Source organism: Stutzerimonas xanthomarina DSM 18231, from assembly GCF_900129835.1.
Taxonomy (GTDB): Bacteria; Pseudomonadota; Gammaproteobacteria; order Pseudomonadales; family Pseudomonadaceae; genus Stutzerimonas; species Stutzerimonas xanthomarina.
Map to the genome: position 1 here is coordinate 509891 of NZ_FQXA01000003.1, position 16274 is coordinate 526164.

Below are 16274 nucleotides of genomic sequence, written 5' to 3' on the forward strand. Positions count from 1 at the left end.
AACGAAGCAGCCGCAACCGCGGCATCGTCCCAACGAGCAGAAAGAGGTAGCGAGATGTTAAGGACACGCAGCGCTTTGAACCGATCAAAAGGAATACTCCTCGGACTCACGGTTGCGCTCTGGAGTGCCGCTAGCCATGCGGAAAATATCGATCTGGTTGGCTTGAACATTGGCGGAGCCGCGTTTTCCGGCAATGTCATCCCCGGAAAATATAAAACAAATTATTTCTTCCCCGCGCCTGGCTACTTCGCCAAGTGGAAATCCAAGGGTATCGAGACCATCCGCTTCCCTATCATGTGGGAACGTTTGCAGCCAACGTTGAATGCTGAACTTGATGAGAACTATGCAGAACTGATCGACCAGACTTTGCAGCAAGCTGCCGAACATGACATGCGAGTCATCCTCGACATTCATAACTACGCTCGTTATCGGAAGCAGATCATCGGCACTGAGGCCGTGCCGATATCGGCCTATACCGATCTGCTCGAACGAGTTGCCAAGCGCTGGAAAGATGAAAAAGGCCTTTACGCCTACGACATCATGAACGAGCCACATGGCGCCGATGACTACTGGCCGGCTGCCGCTCAGGCTGGTATCGACGCCATCAGAAAACATGACCAGAAGCGGCCCCTGCTCATCGAAGGTAACTTCTGGTCCAGTAGCTATCGCTGGCCTAAATTCAATGATCCGCTGCTGCAACTGAAAGACCCCGCCGACAAATTGATATTTTCTGCTCACCTGTACATCGATAAACATGGCAGCGGGCACTACAAAGAGCCGCTGGAAGAAAACTTCGACACCATGCTGGGCGTCAAGCGAGTCAAACCTTTCGTCGACTGGCTGATCAAGCATGACAAACAAGGCCATATCGGTGAGTTCGGCATTCCCGCCGATGAACCTCGTTACCTTGAAGCCATGGATAACTTGCTGGCTTACCTTCAGGACCACTGCATTCCCATTACGTACTGGGCAGCAGGCTCCTCGTGGGGCAAATACAAACTGTCCGTCGAACCCACCAAGGACGGCCAAGACCGCCCGCAGTGGGAGGTCCTCAGCAAATACGTCGGTCAGGGTAACTGCAGTCGCATCGGACCTAACCCCTGACCGCATCGCTGGTACAGCAGGTTGGTTGCACCTCACCGGTACATCCAACCTCCCGTTCAGCTCTTCGATGAAGGCGCGACTGGCGCCCATTTGCTCAAGATCGACCTGGCCTTACGGACCAGTTTCGCCTTCAGGCTGTGAGTTTTCCGCAGCGTGTTGGACTTGAGGTTATAGACCTGCCCAGGCACATACATCTCGTTGGTCTCGATGCAGTACACCGGCTTGCGACTGAGCTTCATGATTTCGACGGCCTGCCTGACTTCGCTCTCGACGAACAACCGCGTCAGCGGTTGCTTGGCATAGACTTCCGCCTTGAACTTGTGATGAATATTCAAACGCCGGCGTTCCTCGGCAGTCGGAAGATCCAGCATATGCAGCGTTCCGTATTGCACGCCGTTACGCTCCAACCACTCTTCCGTTTCGGCGCGATACTTCTCCAACCGGCTGGTCACCAGATGCGCGACCTTGACTGAAGGAATGAACAACGGGCGTGTACAACTGAGGAAGTCCCGATAGTTCGGCCCATCATCATTTTCCTCGTTGGTCGGATCGACACAGAGCACACCGTCTATATCCAGACACGCCTGGGCCAGAAACGGATGGTGCATGATGTTCCACTCGAACACCCGAGGCTGCTCCACGAGTTCCAGATACATGTCGACGTGGTGGCGATTGTGCCGCTCGGCAAACACCGCCATGGTCAGAACCTGGCCGCCATAAATGGCGCGCACCTGTTCATCCGCCGCACGCATCGACTTGGCAGAAGAAATGCTGTCGTCAACCAGCAGAATCTTTTTCGCATCCCTTGGCTTGACCAGCTCGGCGTGCTTATAGGTCCGGGTGCTGCCTTTCTTCAGGTCGTCGTTGCGCAGGAACGAGTAGAGATCCGTCAGCGGCAGATTCTGTTTCAGCGCGATAATGCTGGCGACCAGCATCCCGCTCCTGGGTATGCCGACTATCAAGTCGACATCATTGGGGATTTTGCTGGCACATTCAGTACTCAGCCGCGACAGATCATTCAGGCTTCGGTAATTCATCGAACTCTCTCCTGCGCCCTGTTCTTTGACAGCCCATTCTTGTTGGATCGCTAGCGGTTTTAACGCCCTAACGAAGAACGCCATTGCTTGGTATGCGTGTGCACGTAATGCAACATATAAAGCGCCAATGCATTGGGTTTGGAAAAATTCAAGAAGCGCTTCCTGATATCCATGTCTTCACGAATCGCCTCGAAGCGCCTCTTATGCGATACACCGGTTGTATCGAATATGCACAGCGGAAACGGCAGCTGTAAAACTTCAGCCTGTAAATCCAGGCCTTGAAGAAACTCAAGAAGCAAACAGTAATCGGCAGACAGTTTGTAATCCAATCTGAATTTATACTGCTGCAGCCGCTCGTTCTCGAAGTACATCGTCTGATGGCTGGCAGGCAGGCCAAGCGGGGCACGCTCGATGGGTCGAGCGCTGGTGAGTTTCAACTCGCCGCTGGCCTCTTTGCGATAGAAATCGCCATAGATAAACTTCGGCTTGACTGTGACTGCAGTCAGCTCGTCGTTAATCCTGGCGAGTACTTCTGGGTCGGCAAACGAATCGCCACTGTTCAGGAACAGGGTATAGCCGGAAGTTTTAACGGCCCGCTGGCGCCCTTTTTCCATGGCGTCATAGATGCCTTTGTCCGGTTCTATCGTAATCTCAGCCTGGCTGTCATCCAGATTTCTAAGCCACTCACCGCTGCCGTCCTTTGACGCACCGTCGATCACGATCCAGCGGAAGTTGCGGTAAGTCTGGCTGGCCAGGCTCCGATAGGTTTCCTTCAGGCCATCAAAATTATTCCAGTTTATAGTTACGATACTGAAACTGACCATAATTCACCTGTTCTAGATTTGCATTGAGCGGAGCATCCGCCATTTGTAGCTTGGCGTAATAAAGGAAGAACGCAGCAGCCATGCCATACACATCGCCGGAGAACGTCAGTGCGTTGGACAACGTGATATTCAGCATGCTGACCACGAACGAAAGCTGTAATGCGGCAAGAAGGTTGCCTTTGTCCGAGCACTGGCGCATGACCCAAATAAAGCCGCCATAGAACAGCAGAACTACGACCGGCGTCAGGAAACCGTAGCGATGATAAACCCCGAATATCCCTACGTCGGCCAAGTAGAAGTGCGAGTTATAAATCCTCGAGAAACCACCGTTCCATTGCAGCGAGAGCGCACCCATGCCGAAGTAATTGTTGGCGCTGATCGCGTCAAGAATCACCGAGACAGTCGTGTCACGCACACTGGGGCCGGATGTTGCATCGAAGAGCAAGGCTTCGAAGCGTGCGAACTGCTCATGATAGAACTCCGGAACCAGTAGATAAGAGACCACCAGAACCGTCACGCCAAGCGCACTCAGCTTCATCAACGAATCGATACGCTTGCGGAAAATCCACACCCCGGCCAGCGCCCAGACCACCATGGTCTGGCGGGTCTGCATGACCAACCACAGGTAGGCGACGAAATAAAGAAGGATCGCCAGCCGGCCGAGGGTGACGCGCTCCTTCATGCTGTACATCACCATGAATGCGGCAATGGTCACGAACGGCGAACCGATCCGGAAGCGGTTCGGTCGCAGCAGATCCTCGTACTGCGTCCAGTCATCGACGGTGAAGGAGGCAACCTGGTTCTGGGGAATGATTCCCAGGTAGTAGGCAAAGCCCAGCGTCGCGCAAAACAGCGCGACATAGAGAAAGTACTTCGCGAGCTCTTCCTGGGTTGGAGAGGCCTTGATCAACAAGAACAGCATCGGGAAGAACACCAGATACTGAAAGAAGCGACGTTCTTCCAGCAAGCCATACGCCAGCGGCTGACCGAAGTTCAGGTTGGCGAGTACCGCAGAGACCACTGGCAGCAGGCAGCCCATGAAGATGATCCACAGGCTGGTCTTCGATTGGTAGACCCATTTCCACGCGACGAACAGACAGGCCGTCGCGGCAACCACCGCCACCAGGAACAGCTCCTGGAAGTACGCGATCCCGGCTCGCTTGTCATCCGTCAGGAAGAAGCAGGTCGAGTTCAGCAGTAACAGGATGAACAACAGATTCTTGTACGCCAGAACTTTCCTTAACAAGCGCTATCTCCAGTATCCGATTGACGTGGCGAAACATAGAACCGAGCGGCCCACCCTGATGCGGAATGAGGCTGCCCACTGCGGCGCGACACATGCGCCATGGATGGACAACAGCAGCGGCAGAAAGGTCCGCTACGGCCAAATCCATCCGGGGCAGCCGCCATTCGGTCAATGGCGTGCCTGATGCTGGTTTTCCACAAACCAGCGATAGGCGTCGCGCAGACCATTTTCCAGGCTGATGCTCGACTGCCAACCCAACGCCTTGAGGCGGGAGACATCCATCAGCTTGCGCGGCGTACCATCCGGCTTGCTGCTATCGAATTTCAGCTCACCCTGGTATTCGGTCACCCGCGCAATGGTTTCGGCCAGCTCACGGATACTGCAGTCCACTCCGGTGCCTACGTTGATATGCGAGAGCATCGGCTGGGTATGGGCCTGATAGGTCTCGTCGTCCAGCTCCATCACGTGCACGCTGGCCGCAGCCATGTCGTCGACATGGAGGAATTCACGCTGGGGCTTGCCACTGCCCCAGATCACCACCTCGTTGTCGCCACGCTGCGTCGCCTCGTGGAAGCGCTTGAGCAGCGCTGGCACGACGTGGCTGTTCTCCGGATGGAAATTATCGTTGGGGCCATAGAGGTTGGTCGGCATGACGCTGCGGTAGTCACGGCCGTACTGGCGGTTGTAGCTCTCGCACAGTTTGATACCGGCAATTTTCGCGACCGCGTACGGCTCGTTGGTCGGTTCCAGCACACCGGTCACCAGTGCCTCTTCCTTCATTGGCTGCTCGGCGAATTTCGGGTAGATGCAGGACGAGCCGAGAAACAGCAGTTTGTTCACGTCGTTGCAGTGAGCCGCGTGAATGATGTTCGCCTCGACCATCAGGTTCTGATAGATGAATTCGGCCGGGTAGGTGTTGTTGGCGTGGATGCCGCCAACCTTGGCCGAGGCCATGTACACCTGATCGATCTTGTTTTCCGCAAAGAAGGCATTCACTGCCGCTTGGTCAACCAAGTCCAGATCTTCACGACCACGCGTGATGAGGTTGGTGTAGCCCAGCGCTTGCAAGCGGCGGACGATCGCAGAACCCACCATGCCGCGATGCCCCGCAATGAAAACCCGTGCGTCACGATTCATATTCAATTCTCCACACTCACTGGAATTTCGAAGCCGTGCTCTTTGAGCAGGGCGTGGCGCTGGGCGACCTTCAGGTCCTCGCGAACCATTTCGGCGCACATTTCCTGCACACTGATCTCAGGCGTCCAGCCCAGCTTGTTCTTGGCGTTGCTCGGGTCACCGAGCAGGGTTTCCACTTCCGCGGGCCGGAAGTAGCGTGGATCGATGCGGACCACGACGTCGCCAACCTTAAGTGCTGGCGCCTTGTCCCCTTCGATGCCGGCAACAATGGCGCGTTCATCCACGCCGCTACCCTCGAAGCGCAGCTCGACGCCCAATTCTGCGGCGGACCACTTGATGAACTCCCGTACCGAGTACTGAACGCCTGTGGCAATGACGAAGTCTTCGGCCTGCTCTTGCTGAAGCATCATCCACTGCATGCGCACGTAATCTTTGGCATGTCCCCAATCACGCAGTGCATCGAGGTTGCCCATGCTCAGGCAGCTCTCAAGCCCTTGGGCGATGTTGGCCAGCCCGCGGGTGATCTTGCGGGTCACGAAGGTTTCGCCTCGGCGCGGCGATTCGTGGTTGAAGAGGATGCCGTTACAGGCATACATGCCATAGGCTTCGCGGTAGTTCACCGTGATCCAGTAGGCGTAGAGTTTGGCCACCGCATAAGGCGAACGCGGGTAGAAGGGCGTGGTTTCCTTCTGCGGGATCTCCTGGACCAGGCCGTAGAGTTCAGACGTCGAAGCCTGGTAGAAGCGCGTCTTCTTTTCCAGCCCGAGCAAACGAATGGCTTCGAGGATGCGCAAGGCACCCATACCATCGACATCGGCGGTGTATTCAGGTGACTCAAAGCTGACCGCAACGTGCGATTGTGCGCCGAGGTTGTAGACCTCGTCCGGCTGCACTTCTTGGATGATGCGGGTCAGGTTCGAAGAGTCGGTGAGATCGCCGTAGTGCAGGACGAAATTCGGATTTTCAACGTGGCGATCCTGATAAATGTGGTCGACCCGCTGCGTATTGAACGACGAGGCACGGCGTTTGATGCCATGCACCTCGTAGCCCTTTTCCAGCAGAAACTCAGCAAGATAGGAACCGTCCTGGCCAGTAATTCCGGTGATCAGCGCGCGTTTCTTTTCCATTTCAGAGTACCTGTAGGTTCCAGATGACGAGAGAGGTGTTAGATCGATGCTGAACAGACAGCTCAGCGGCGCCCAAGCGCCCTGCTCCGCCGTGCAGCTGATTGAGTCGATGGTTGGCCGCTGACGTTAACGGGGCGTTACCGCCCTGCCAGGTGCGGACAAACGGTCCGTTCATGCGAGCATTTCCTCGTATAGCGCCTGGTACTGCCGGGCGATGACGGGGCTATCGAAGGTGGTCAGAATCTTTTCCCGGGCGTTGAGCGCAAGCCGTGCATAGTCCGCCTCGCCGGTGACCCACTCGACACCTTCGGCCAATCCCCGAGCGTCGAAGGGCTCGGCTTTATAGCCGTCATGCTTATGCGTCACGATGTCCTTCGGCCCGGTGGCATCGAAGCACACCACGGGGGTTCCGCAGCCCATGGCTTCGGCCAGGGTTTTGCCGAACGCCTCCATCAGACTCGGCGCGATGAACACATCTGCCGCCGAATAAAGCAGGCGCAGCGAAATGCTGTCGTGCAGGTAGCCGAACGAGGTGTAGTCGAACCCCAGGGCGTCAGCGACGGACTGATCCAGCTTGCCGAAAAAGCACAGGTGGTACTTGGCCGGGTCCAGGTACTTAAGCATCTCCAGATATTTGCTGAAGCCCTTGTAGGTGTCCTTGGCGCTAGTGCAGCCGGTCAAGATGATCTTTTTCTCGGTATCGATACCAAGCAGTTGCCGCGCTAGCTGTTTATCCAGAGGGAAAAATTCGCTGGCATCAACGTTGTTATGGATGGTGCGCACGTCGAAGTCGCGGAACAGCAGACTCTGCCTGGCCTGTTCGGACACCCAGTCGCTGATGCCGATCATCTTCATCGACGCAGGCAAGTACTTGCGCTTGCGGTTAAGCACAAAGCGCGACAGGTCCTTGTCAGAACCGCTGCCCAGCTGATCGCAACTGCCGCAGCCCGTGGTGAATTTTTCGCAGCCCATGGCGTAATGGCAGCCACCGGTCATGGGCCACATGTCGCGCATGGTCCAGACGATTGGCTTGCGCAGCTTGGCGAGATGTTTCATGTCGACGAAGCCGCCATTGACCCAGTGCAGGTGCACCACATCCGCCTCGCGGCATTCGGCGCTATCAGTGAAATCGGCGCCCATGATGCCGGCACTGAACATGCCGGACTGACGCTTGCGATAGACGCTGGCGAACGCCTGATCGGCCTGACTTCTGGCGATGCTGATGATCTTGTCTTTCTTGCTGCGACTGACCGACACCACCGACGTATCACCGTGGGTCTCCTGGCTGTTGGTGTATACGAGCGAGTCGACACCCAGCGATCGCAGCCCCTGGTGCAACCAGTAGGCACCGCGGGCAGCACCGCCGGTCAATTCGCCCGCTACCAAATGTAAAACCTTCATCAATCGAAACTCTCTTCTGGATGCGTGGCGTTCTGCTGGGCCGCGTACCACCTGCGCGACGCAATCAGCACGATCACGATCAATAACGAATAGATAACGATGCTGGCGACGGCGAAGGCTTGGACGGTGGCCAGTGCATTGCCGATCAACAGCGCACCGCCGAACAGTGAAACCACGCGCAAGCTGGTGCTGAAGATCTCGAACAACAGGAAGCGGGCCTGTAGCGACAGCGCCGGGACCGCCACCACGCAAGGGCGCGAGACGAAAATCACGTACTCCGCCAGCGCCAGCCAACGGGCGTATTCACCGGCCACATGCCATTGCTCACCGAACACCAACGCGAACAGCCAGGGGCCGAACACTGCCACCAGGGAAAACGGCACCAGGCCGACCAGACCCAGCGCAGCGGTCGCTTTCAGCAGCATCGTCGCGACCGGCTCGCGGTCGTGGATGGCGCGGCTGATGCGTGGGTAATAGACATCGGCCACTGACTTGCCGATCAGATTGGTCGGCATCGTCAGCGCCTGCTTGCACAGGGCGAAGAAGCCAGCAGCCGCCGGGCCGAAGTACGCGGCAAGCACCAACGTCGGCAAATGCTGCGACACGGCGTTGATCAACATCACCGGCGCACGAAACTTGGGAAAATCGCTGTGCCTGCGCGCCAGTTCGAACATGCCGGAGTTACCCTGTTCGGCTTCGTCCGCATGGTTGTCCGCATGAGGCTTGGCCCGCAGCATCGCCAGCCCCAACATCGCTGCATGCAGCGCCTGTTGCAGTGCGGTGGTACAGACCAGCACCAGCGCAGACGACTGGACCAGACCGGCCACCGTTCGTATCGAATTGAAGAGCAACGAGTGCCCCACCGCCACGCTCGCCGTGATACGGAAACGCTGGGTGCGGAACAGCCACTGTTGACAGATCTCCAGCGCTGCGCCACAGAACATGACAAACGGGATGAGCATCAGATACGGCTGAATGATCTCGATTTCGAGCGCCGCAGCCAGCCGATCGCCGAAGAACAACAGCGTCAGCCCGACGACCGTCGCCAGTGCCAGCGCCGTGGCCAGCGCCAGGCGCACCAAACCGCGCGCATCGCCATCGCGCTTGGGCAGCACAATGGCGATGGGATAGGTCAGTGCCGCCACCGGAATCAGCATCATCGTGACGCTGAGAAAGGTGCCGAGTACCCCGTAGGCTTCCGGCCCATAGATGCGCGTGATCACCGGCATGAACGCCAGGGTGATCGCCTGCGCACCGGCGGTGCCGCTCACCACGGTCAGGATATTGCGCAGCAGTTTGCTGCGCATGCTTGCCTGCAGCAGTGCGGCTAGCCGTTCCCGCATCGGCGATGAATCGCGGCGCATGCTGGACTGATCGATGGCGCTCACTCGCTGCCCCTCGCTCAGGCCTGGACCGGCTGACGGCCGATGCCGTAGTAGCTGAAGCCTTCACGCTTGACCTGCTCGCGGTCATACTGATTACGCCCGTCGATGATCAGCGGCGTGTTCAGCAGCTTTTTAAGCGCACGGAAATCCGGACGACGGAACGGTTTCCATTCGGTAACCAGGCACAGCGCATCGGCATCGATCGCCGCTTCGTATTGACCCTCGACGATTTGCAGGCGACCGTCGGTGAACCAGCTTTCCGGGAACTCGCGACGTGCCGTTTCACGGGCGACTGGATCGTACGCGCGTACCTTGGCGCCCGCGTTGATCAGGCTGTTGATCAGCACCACGCTTGGCGCTTCGCGCATGTCGTCGGTGCCGGGTTTGAACGCCAAGCCCCAGACTGCGAAGGTGCGCCCGCTCAGGTCCCCATTGAAGTGAGTGGACAGCTTGTTGAACAGCGAATGTTTCTGCTGATCGTTACGCGATTCAACTGCCTGCAGCAGCTTGGGCTCGAAGTCGTTCTGGTGGGCGATGTTGATCAGCGCCTTGACGTCTTTCGGGAAGCAGGAGCCGCCGTAGCCACAACCGGCATAAATGAAGTGGTAGCCAATGCGCTCATCCGAACCGATGCCCAGACGCACATTCTCGACATCCACGTCGAGGCGCTCGCAAAGGCTGGCGATTTCGTTCATGAACGAGATCTTGGTCGCCAGCATCGCGTTGGCCGCGTACTTGGTCATCTCGGCATCGCGAATGCCCATGAACATGGTGCGCGGGCGATTGCGGATGAAGGGCGCGTAGAGGGCGCTCATCACCTGACGCGCATGCTCGTTGTCGGCACCGATGACGATACGATCCGGGTGCATGAAGTCGTTGACCGCCGCACCTTCCTTGAGGAACTCGGGATTGGATACGACCGAGAACTCGATATCGACACCACGCGCTTCAAGGCGCGCGGCCACCGCAGCGCGCACCAGATCCGCTGTTCCCACCGGCACCGTCGACTTGTTCACCACGATTGCCGGAGCGGTCAGCATGTCGCCAATCTGATTGGCAACCTCCAGCACGTAACGCAGATCAGCGGAACCGTCCTCGCCCGGCGGCGTGCCAACCGCGATGAAGAAGACCTCGGACTGCTCGACCGCCTCGGACAGCGAGGTGGTGAAGTGCAAGCGTCCGGATTGATGATTGTCGGTGACGATCTCCTCGAGGCCCGGCTCGTAGATCGGCAGAATGCCCTGCTTGAGGTTATCGATCTTGGTCTTGTCGACGTCCACGCAATAGACCGTGTTACCCATTTCAGCGATACAAGCGCCGGTAACCAGCCCGACGTAGCCGCTTCCAACGACGGTGATATTCATAGCAGGATCCTCGATTCAGACATTGATACAGGCGTGCCTCGGCGCGACCCTTTTCGGTGGCCGTAGGCGCAATTTTCTTGCTTGGGCAGATAGTCAATCCGGGGCGGGCCCATCGCATGGCTGGACACACCCCGGTAAAGGATCAAACGAGCCGGATCACACTGTTTGTGGCTCGCTGTATCCGTAATGGTCGTAGTAGCCACGGAACTGACCGTTCTTCTTGGCTTTCTCGATATCGACGTGGTTGAGCACAACGCCGGTGAGCGGCGCATTGCTGTTCTGCAGCTGGCTCACGCCTTTCTGTACGTGCGGGATCAGCGTGCTGTCGGACTTGACGACATAAATCACCGCATCAGCGAGCGTCGAGAGAACCGCCGCATCACTGACCGCCTGGCTCGGCGGCGAGTCGATGATGATGCGGTCGTAACGGCCTTTGACCACCTCAAGCAGCTTGGCGAAGCGTGGCGAAGACAGCAGCTCCAGCGGATTGGACGGCACCGCACCGGCTGCGATCATGTCCACGTTGCCAACCGTGTGGATGCATTCCTCAAGCTTGGCGTTACCACCAATCAGGTTCACCAGGCCCGGTGTGCCCGGTTTGAAGTCGAACGCCTTGTCCAAGGTCGCACGGCGCAGGTCGGCATCGATCAACAGCACGCGATGCAGCTGGCCCATGGCGAACGCGAGGTTGGCCGATACCGAACTCTTGCCTTCGCCCGGTGCGGTCGAGGTGATCACCAGCACCTGTCGAGGCTGGCTCGCCTCAGTCAGCAGCAAGTTGGTGCGGATGGTCCGTACCGCTTCGCAGAAGCGCTTATCACCGCTGCGCTCGAACAGATGGCTGACTTCCTTGCGCAACTTACGCGGCACCTGCGGCACGATACCCATCACTGGCAGGCCCAGTTTGGTTTCGACCTCTTCCGAGCTCTTGAAGGTGTTGTCGAGGATCTCGCGGATGATTGCCTGAGCAATCCCCAGCACCAGCGCCAGGAACAACGCCACCACCAGAATCAGCTTCTTGTTTGGCGCGCTGGGTTCGGTTGGCGGAATGGCTGCATCGACTACCCGAGCGTTTGTTGAACTCAGGTCCGAGGTCGCGGTGGTTTCCTGCAGGCGGGTCATGAAGGTGTCGTAGAGCGCACGATCACTTTCGACCTCACGCTGCAGATCACGCACCTTGAACTCTTTGCGGGAAATATCCTGAATTCGGCCCTTGTTCTCGTCGAAAGACGCCTTCAGCGAATTTTCGTTGGCCAGGGCCAACTGATAGTTGCGCTCGATGCTGGCAACGACCTGCTCGACCTGCTGCTTCAAGCTGGCAGTGGCGGCGTTCAGATCCGATCGGGCAGACACCATTGCCGGGTGTCGATTGCCATAGCGACGCGAAAGATCCTCGACACGCGAACGCGCATGGGCCTGGTCAGCCTTGAACTGCTGAATCAGCGGATGGCCCAGAACAGCCGGCACACTGGCCAGACGCTCCCAGCCCTGGCTGCGCATGGATTCGACCTGTCGGTACTGGCTTTCAGCCTCGGCACGCTCACGACGCGCATCGATCATGCGGTCGCCGGTCAGCGAAAGCTCGTTGGCGCTGATGGTACCTACGCCGTCGAGATCGACCAGCCCTTCCGCGTCGAGATATTCCTGAAGGCGATCTTCCGAGGCCTGCAGGTTTTCACGCAGGGAAACCAGGCGCTCATTCATCCAGCTGGCAGCCGTCATCGACATGTCGACCTTGGCTTCCAACTGTGCCTCGATATAGGCCTGAGCCAACCGGTTCGTCGCCTGTGCGGCGGTCAGGCTGTCGGCCATGGATACCGACAGATAAACCAGCTGGCTCTTGCCCTCAACCCAGACCGAGGTGACCTCCATGAATTTCTGCGTAGCGTAATCCATGACCTCCGCTTCAGTGATCGGCTCGGGCTCTTCGCCTGTCAGGGTATCCACGAGACCACCGACGTCGAACAACGGGCCCGGCTGCTGACGCAGATCGAACTCCGGGTGCTCGGTCAGATTCAGGTCGCGTACCACACGCTCGGCAACGCCCCTGCTTTGCATCAGGCTGAGCTGCGTCTGTAGATACTCGCTGAGCTCAACGGGAGTATCGGCTGTCGGCTGGAACGACAACACGGGCGTGCCCTTGGACTCAATGAGCACCGTAGCAACAGCCTTGTAGATTGGCGTCATGCGCGACAGCAGGAAAACGGTCAGTACCGCGACGACCGCTACGAGCAGGGCAATACCCCACTTGCGGGACCAGATTGAATGCCAGATCTTCTTCAGATCTATGAAGTCGCTATCAGCCGCTGGCCCAACGGGGCGCTGCCATGGTCGATCCGGGCGAACTGGGCTGTTCATCAGAAGAATCCTTCATCGATGTTGATCGTGTCGCCTGGGCGAACCAAGGTGTTCATGGTGGCTTTCTCTTCCTCGCGGCTGCCTTCCGAGCCGCGCAGGATGGTCATGCGTTTGGTCGAGGCACGCTCAGTCAAACCGCCCGCTAGCGCGATGGCGCGATCGAGCGTCAGCCCGGGCTGGAATGGATAACCGCCTGGAAGCTTTACTTCACCGGCGATGTAGAACTCGCGATAGTTGGCAACCGATACCGACACGCGCGGATCGATCAGGTAGCCATCCTTCAGCTTCTCGACCAGGAGGTTGCGAACCTCGCCTGGCGTCTTGCCATTGGCGTCCACCTCACCGATGAACGGAAAGGTGAACGTACCGGCGTCAGTCAGACGGATTTCTTCGAATGTCAGGTCCGGCTCGCCATGCACATTGATGCGAATGACATCGCCCGAGCCCAACTGGTATTGCGCAGCAGTTGCGCCAGCGCTGAACGCTAGCATCAGCAGCAGTGAAAAGAATTTGAACATGTTCGGGATGCGCATCGGCGGCTCCTCCTTAGGCACTGGTTAATGTCCTACCTGGGCTCAAAGGCTCAGGTCGAAGCTCAGCAGGTAAACGTTACGGTCGTAGGTCTCCGAGCTCAGGCTGGAGTCGTTTTCCGTCCTGAGGTAGGAAAGGGTCACGTCAACCCAACGATCCGGTGACCAGGTCACGCCAGCGCCATAGCCGGTGCGTTCGTCGTCCCGGTTAATCCCTTCATATTCGCGATCCGAGAAGCGATAGAGCAGCTCGGTCGAGACGCGCGACGTCCATTCGTGATCCCACGAAGCGATCGTGGTCCAGTCGTTGATGGTGCTGGCCCCGTCATCACCTTCGTCAAAGGCGCGGCGAGAATTAATCGTGAACGCTGAATAGCTACGCGGCTTGTAGGTGACACCGACTTCCCACATGGGGCTGGTGAAGTCCTCGCGTTGATCGCTGTCGAAATCCTTGCGCTCGGCGCCCAGCTTGAATGTGCCGGAGGTCTTGGAGGTCGCATCCCAGGTTGCACCGCCCAGCAATGCAACGTTGGTGCTGTCGCGCAGAGCGCTGGAGAGCTTGTAGTCATGGTCGGTATGGCGAACTTCGACCAGTGAGCGGGTTCTGGAACCCAGCCGGTGAAACCAGATGGAGTTGAACATCAGGCTGTCGCGCTCTTCCGACGCGTTGATATTGCCGCTGTTGTGGTAGCGGCGCTGCTCGTAGTTCGTACCGAACTCCAGCTGGTTGCGAGCAGTGCGGGCACCGAAACGATAAGCCGCCTGGGCGATGGCGGTGCTGTATTTGTCGTTTTCGGTATTGGTCTCGGTGTCAGCTGTCTCTTCCACCCGATGGTAGGCAAGCCCCCAGGTCAGACGGTGGCGAGAGGTGAATTCCATCGCGCTTCTGAGCCGCAGATGGTGGTCTGTGTTGCTGGCTTCGGAATCCGAATGAAAGATATCGCTGTTGAACGAGTATTCGAGCTCGTACTCGCTGTTGCGATTGCCGGTCCCCAGCACAAACGTCGGGTTAATACCGGTAACCCAAGAGGCCTGCTCGTCATCCGACAGACCGCGGTAGTTATCGTCATAACTTTCGCGCACGACCAGCGTCGGGGTGAACTCGAACCCACCCAACTGGATGTATGCGGGCTCGCGCTCGGCCTGCGCCCAGCTCTGAGTCGCTGCAAGGCACAGCAGCGGTAAGCATGGAAGCGTGATGTTCCTCATTATGGAATCCCTTCTCGGAGATAAATTGTTGTGCATACCTACCCTCTGGCCGCGTCGCCTGGCTGCTGTGAGGAGGCATAGACACGCAACAGACCGCAAATATCCCCGACAGTTGCACATTCGCTCAGAGGGGCGCTTTTCGCGCGTCAACAACTTCTCTCGAAACGGCCCACATGACGGCCAGCTGGCACAGGCTACCGCCCTTGAATCGGGCGCCTGGAGCGAAACATCCTGTCGAGATTGGGTCATCAGCATGCCGCGCCAGGTCCGGCCAAGGAACGTCGGCGAAGCCTGGCAGCGGCTTAACGCTTGCGCGCCCGCGCGGCATCGGGTGCCGCGGCGTTGCCGTTGCCTCTGTCGAGGCTGTCACCCCATCCATGCAGAACAGATTGCCGAACGAAACGACTGCTCGCACTCGCAAGTCGGCAATCGTTTGCTGGACCCAGCGTAGAAGCACGGAGTTCCATGCCGTGAGGTCGGACAATGCCGACGAAAGATGAGCGGTCAGTCGCCGACGTTCCAGACGAGACACGACCGAAACGATGCCGAGCAGATGAGTGAGACGCTTAGTATCCGCATTGCTGCGGACGCTGGGCTAACAGACAGGCAAGAGAATGCCCAGCGGGAGGAAGCGGGCGACTGGCTCGCCCGCGCAGCAGCTCAAGCGCGCTCGATACGGTCAGGAAAGATAATGATGCGCCCTTGCTTGTACAGACCACCAATGGCTTTCTTGAAGTTACCCTTGCTGACCCCGAAAAGGCGTGCAATCTCGTCTGCGGCGGTCTTGTCGCTAACCGGCAGGCTGCCCTGGTTCTCCTGCAATTTCTGCAGAATCAGCGCTTGCAACGCGTCGGCCGCCTCACTGCCCACGGGCTGAAGGCTCAGGCTGATCTTGCCATCAGGGCGAATTTCCTTGATGTAGCCTTTCTCGCGGATCCCGCCACGCAGGAACTTGAAGGCCTCGTTCTTGTGGATCAGGCCCCAGTGCTTGCCGTTGATGATTGCCTTATGCCCGAGATCGGTAGGCTCGACCACCAACAGGTCGACCGCCTCGCCAACCTTGTAGCGCGCCGGCGTCTTGTCCAGATAACGGTCCAACCGTGCCGTGGCGGTGATGCGGCGGGTGTGCTTGTCGAGATAGACGTGAACGACACAGTAATCGCCCTCGTTGAGCGGCCGCTTCTCTTCAGAATGCGGCAGCAGCAGATCCTTGGGCAGTCCCCAGTCGAGAAACAGCCCGATACGGTTGATCTCGACGACCTTCAGACTGGCGAACTCACCGACCTGTACCTTGGGCTTTTCGGTGGTCGCGATGAGCTTGTCTTCGCTGTCGAGATAGATGAAGACGTTCAGCCAGTCGTCGACCTCCGTCGGTATGTTTTTCGGAACGTACCGGTTGGGCAGCAGAATTTCGCCATCCGGACCGCCATCCAGATAGAGGCCGAAACCGGTGTGCTTGACGATTTGCAGGCTGTTGAAGCGCCCGATTGCGGCCATGTAACGATTCCTCTGGGTCGAAGGCGGCGATTCTAGCAGGCCACCCGCTTGTCGC

General features: G+C 58.1%; 13 protein-coding genes. 1 reads left to right on the plus strand and 12 read right to left on the minus strand.

The annotated features are described in order from the left end of the window. Positions 1–54: 54 nt before the first annotated feature. Entirely contained in the window at positions 55–1104 is a 1050-nt protein-coding gene (locus BUE09_RS10395; protein WP_073300912.1) for a glycoside hydrolase family 5 protein, read from the plus strand. Positions 1105–1160: 56 nt separating this feature from the next. Here the strand turns inward: BUE09_RS10395 and BUE09_RS10400 are convergent, their stop codons facing one another. From BUE09_RS10400 to BUE09_RS10455, 12 genes are all read right to left on the minus strand, one after another. Further along, positions 1161–2141 carry a phosphoribosyltransferase family protein gene (locus tag BUE09_RS10400; protein WP_073300913.1) on the minus strand — a complete coding sequence of 327 codons (981 nt, stop codon included), beginning with the start codon at positions 2139–2141 and terminating at the stop codon, positions 1161–1163. A gap of 59 nt (positions 2142–2200) precedes the next feature. Beyond that, a complete protein-coding gene (locus BUE09_RS10405; RefSeq protein WP_073300914.1) occupies positions 2201–2965 on the minus strand; it encodes a glycosyltransferase in 765 nt (254 codons plus the stop codon). Next, the gene (locus tag BUE09_RS10410) at positions 2928–4211 is read right to left on the minus strand and encodes a hypothetical protein (RefSeq protein ID WP_231975569.1); all 1284 of its coding nucleotides are present in this window, start codon (positions 4209–4211) and stop codon (positions 2928–2930) included. Before BUE09_RS10410 ends, BUE09_RS10405 begins: the two co-directional genes overlap by 38 nt. Positions 4212–4379: 168 nt before the next feature. After that, entirely contained in the window at positions 4380–5348 is a 969-nt protein-coding gene (fcl, locus tag BUE09_RS10415; protein WP_073300915.1) for a GDP-L-fucose synthase, read from the minus strand. A 2-nt stretch (positions 5349–5350) separates the two neighbouring features. Continuing rightward, complete coding sequence (gmd, locus tag BUE09_RS10420; RefSeq protein WP_073300916.1) at positions 5351–6475, minus strand: GDP-mannose 4,6-dehydratase; 1125 nt, start codon at positions 6473–6475, stop codon at positions 5351–5353. A gap of 171 nt (positions 6476–6646) precedes the next feature. Further along, the gene (locus BUE09_RS10425; protein WP_073300917.1) at positions 6647–7876 is read right to left on the minus strand and encodes a glycosyltransferase family 4 protein; all 1230 of its coding nucleotides are present in this window, start codon (positions 7874–7876) and stop codon (positions 6647–6649) included. Further along, the gene (locus BUE09_RS10430; protein WP_073300918.1) at positions 7876–9264 is read right to left on the minus strand and encodes a lipopolysaccharide biosynthesis protein; all 1389 of its coding nucleotides are present in this window, start codon (positions 9262–9264) and stop codon (positions 7876–7878) included. The genes BUE09_RS10425 and BUE09_RS10430 overlap by 1 nt, the downstream gene beginning before the upstream one ends. 14 nt (positions 9265–9278) lie before the next feature. After that, a complete protein-coding gene (locus BUE09_RS10435) occupies positions 9279–10625 on the minus strand; it encodes a UDP-glucose dehydrogenase family protein (RefSeq protein WP_073300919.1) in 1347 nt (448 codons plus the stop codon). Positions 10626–10781: 156 nt separating this feature from the next. Continuing rightward, positions 10782–12983, minus strand: a complete 2202-nt coding sequence (locus tag BUE09_RS10440; RefSeq protein WP_073300920.1) for a GumC family protein — start codon at positions 12981–12983, stop codon at positions 10782–10784. Next, positions 12983–13516: a polysaccharide biosynthesis/export family protein gene (locus tag BUE09_RS10445; RefSeq protein ID WP_019342319.1), complete on the minus strand. Its 534-nt coding sequence runs from the start codon at positions 13514–13516 to the stop codon at positions 12983–12985. Before BUE09_RS10445 ends, BUE09_RS10440 begins: the two co-directional genes overlap by 1 nt. 42 nt (positions 13517–13558) lie before the next feature. After that, complete coding sequence (locus BUE09_RS10450) at positions 13559–14722, minus strand: outer membrane beta-barrel protein (RefSeq protein ID WP_073300921.1); 1164 nt, start codon at positions 14720–14722, stop codon at positions 13559–13561. 660 nt (positions 14723–15382) lie between these two features. Beyond that, complete coding sequence (locus BUE09_RS10455; protein WP_073300922.1) at positions 15383–16219, minus strand: CvfB family protein; 837 nt, start codon at positions 16217–16219, stop codon at positions 15383–15385. Positions 16220–16274: the final 55 nt, after the last annotated feature.

What these genes read in the sequence shown, in the direction of transcription:
- fcl (WP_073300915.1), bottom strand. Translation starts at nt 5,348, where the DNA reads ATGAATCGTGACGCACGGGTTTTCATTGCGGGGCATCGCGGCATGGTG.
- BUE09_RS10425 (WP_073300917.1), bottom strand. Translation starts at nt 7,876, where the DNA reads ATGAAGGTTTTACATTTGGTAGCGGGCGAATTGACCGGCGGTGCTGCC.
- gmd (WP_073300916.1), bottom strand. Translation starts at nt 6,475, where the DNA reads ATGGAAAAGAAACGCGCGCTGATCACCGGAATTACTGGCCAGGACGGT.
- BUE09_RS10450 (WP_073300921.1), bottom strand. Translation starts at nt 14,722, where the DNA reads ATGAGGAACATCACGCTTCCATGCTTACCGCTGCTGTGCCTTGCAGCG.
- BUE09_RS10445 (WP_019342319.1), bottom strand. Translation starts at nt 13,516, where the DNA reads ATGCGCATCCCGAACATGTTCAAATTCTTTTCACTGCTGCTGATGCTA.
- BUE09_RS10455 (WP_073300922.1), bottom strand. Translation starts at nt 16,219, where the DNA reads ATGGCCGCAATCGGGCGCTTCAACAGCCTGCAAATCGTCAAGCACACC.
- BUE09_RS10405 (WP_073300914.1), bottom strand. Translation starts at nt 2,965, where the DNA reads ATGGTCAGTTTCAGTATCGTAACTATAAACTGGAATAATTTTGATGGC.
- BUE09_RS10400 (WP_073300913.1), bottom strand. Translation starts at nt 2,141, where the DNA reads ATGAATTACCGAAGCCTGAATGATCTGTCGCGGCTGAGTACTGAATGT.
- BUE09_RS10395 (WP_073300912.1), top strand. Translation starts at nt 55, where the DNA reads ATGTTAAGGACACGCAGCGCTTTGAACCGATCAAAAGGAATACTCCTC.
- BUE09_RS10435 (WP_073300919.1), bottom strand. Translation starts at nt 10,625, where the DNA reads ATGAATATCACCGTCGTTGGAAGCGGCTACGTCGGGCTGGTTACCGGC.
- BUE09_RS10440 (WP_073300920.1), bottom strand. Translation starts at nt 12,983, where the DNA reads ATGAACAGCCCAGTTCGCCCGGATCGACCATGGCAGCGCCCCGTTGGG.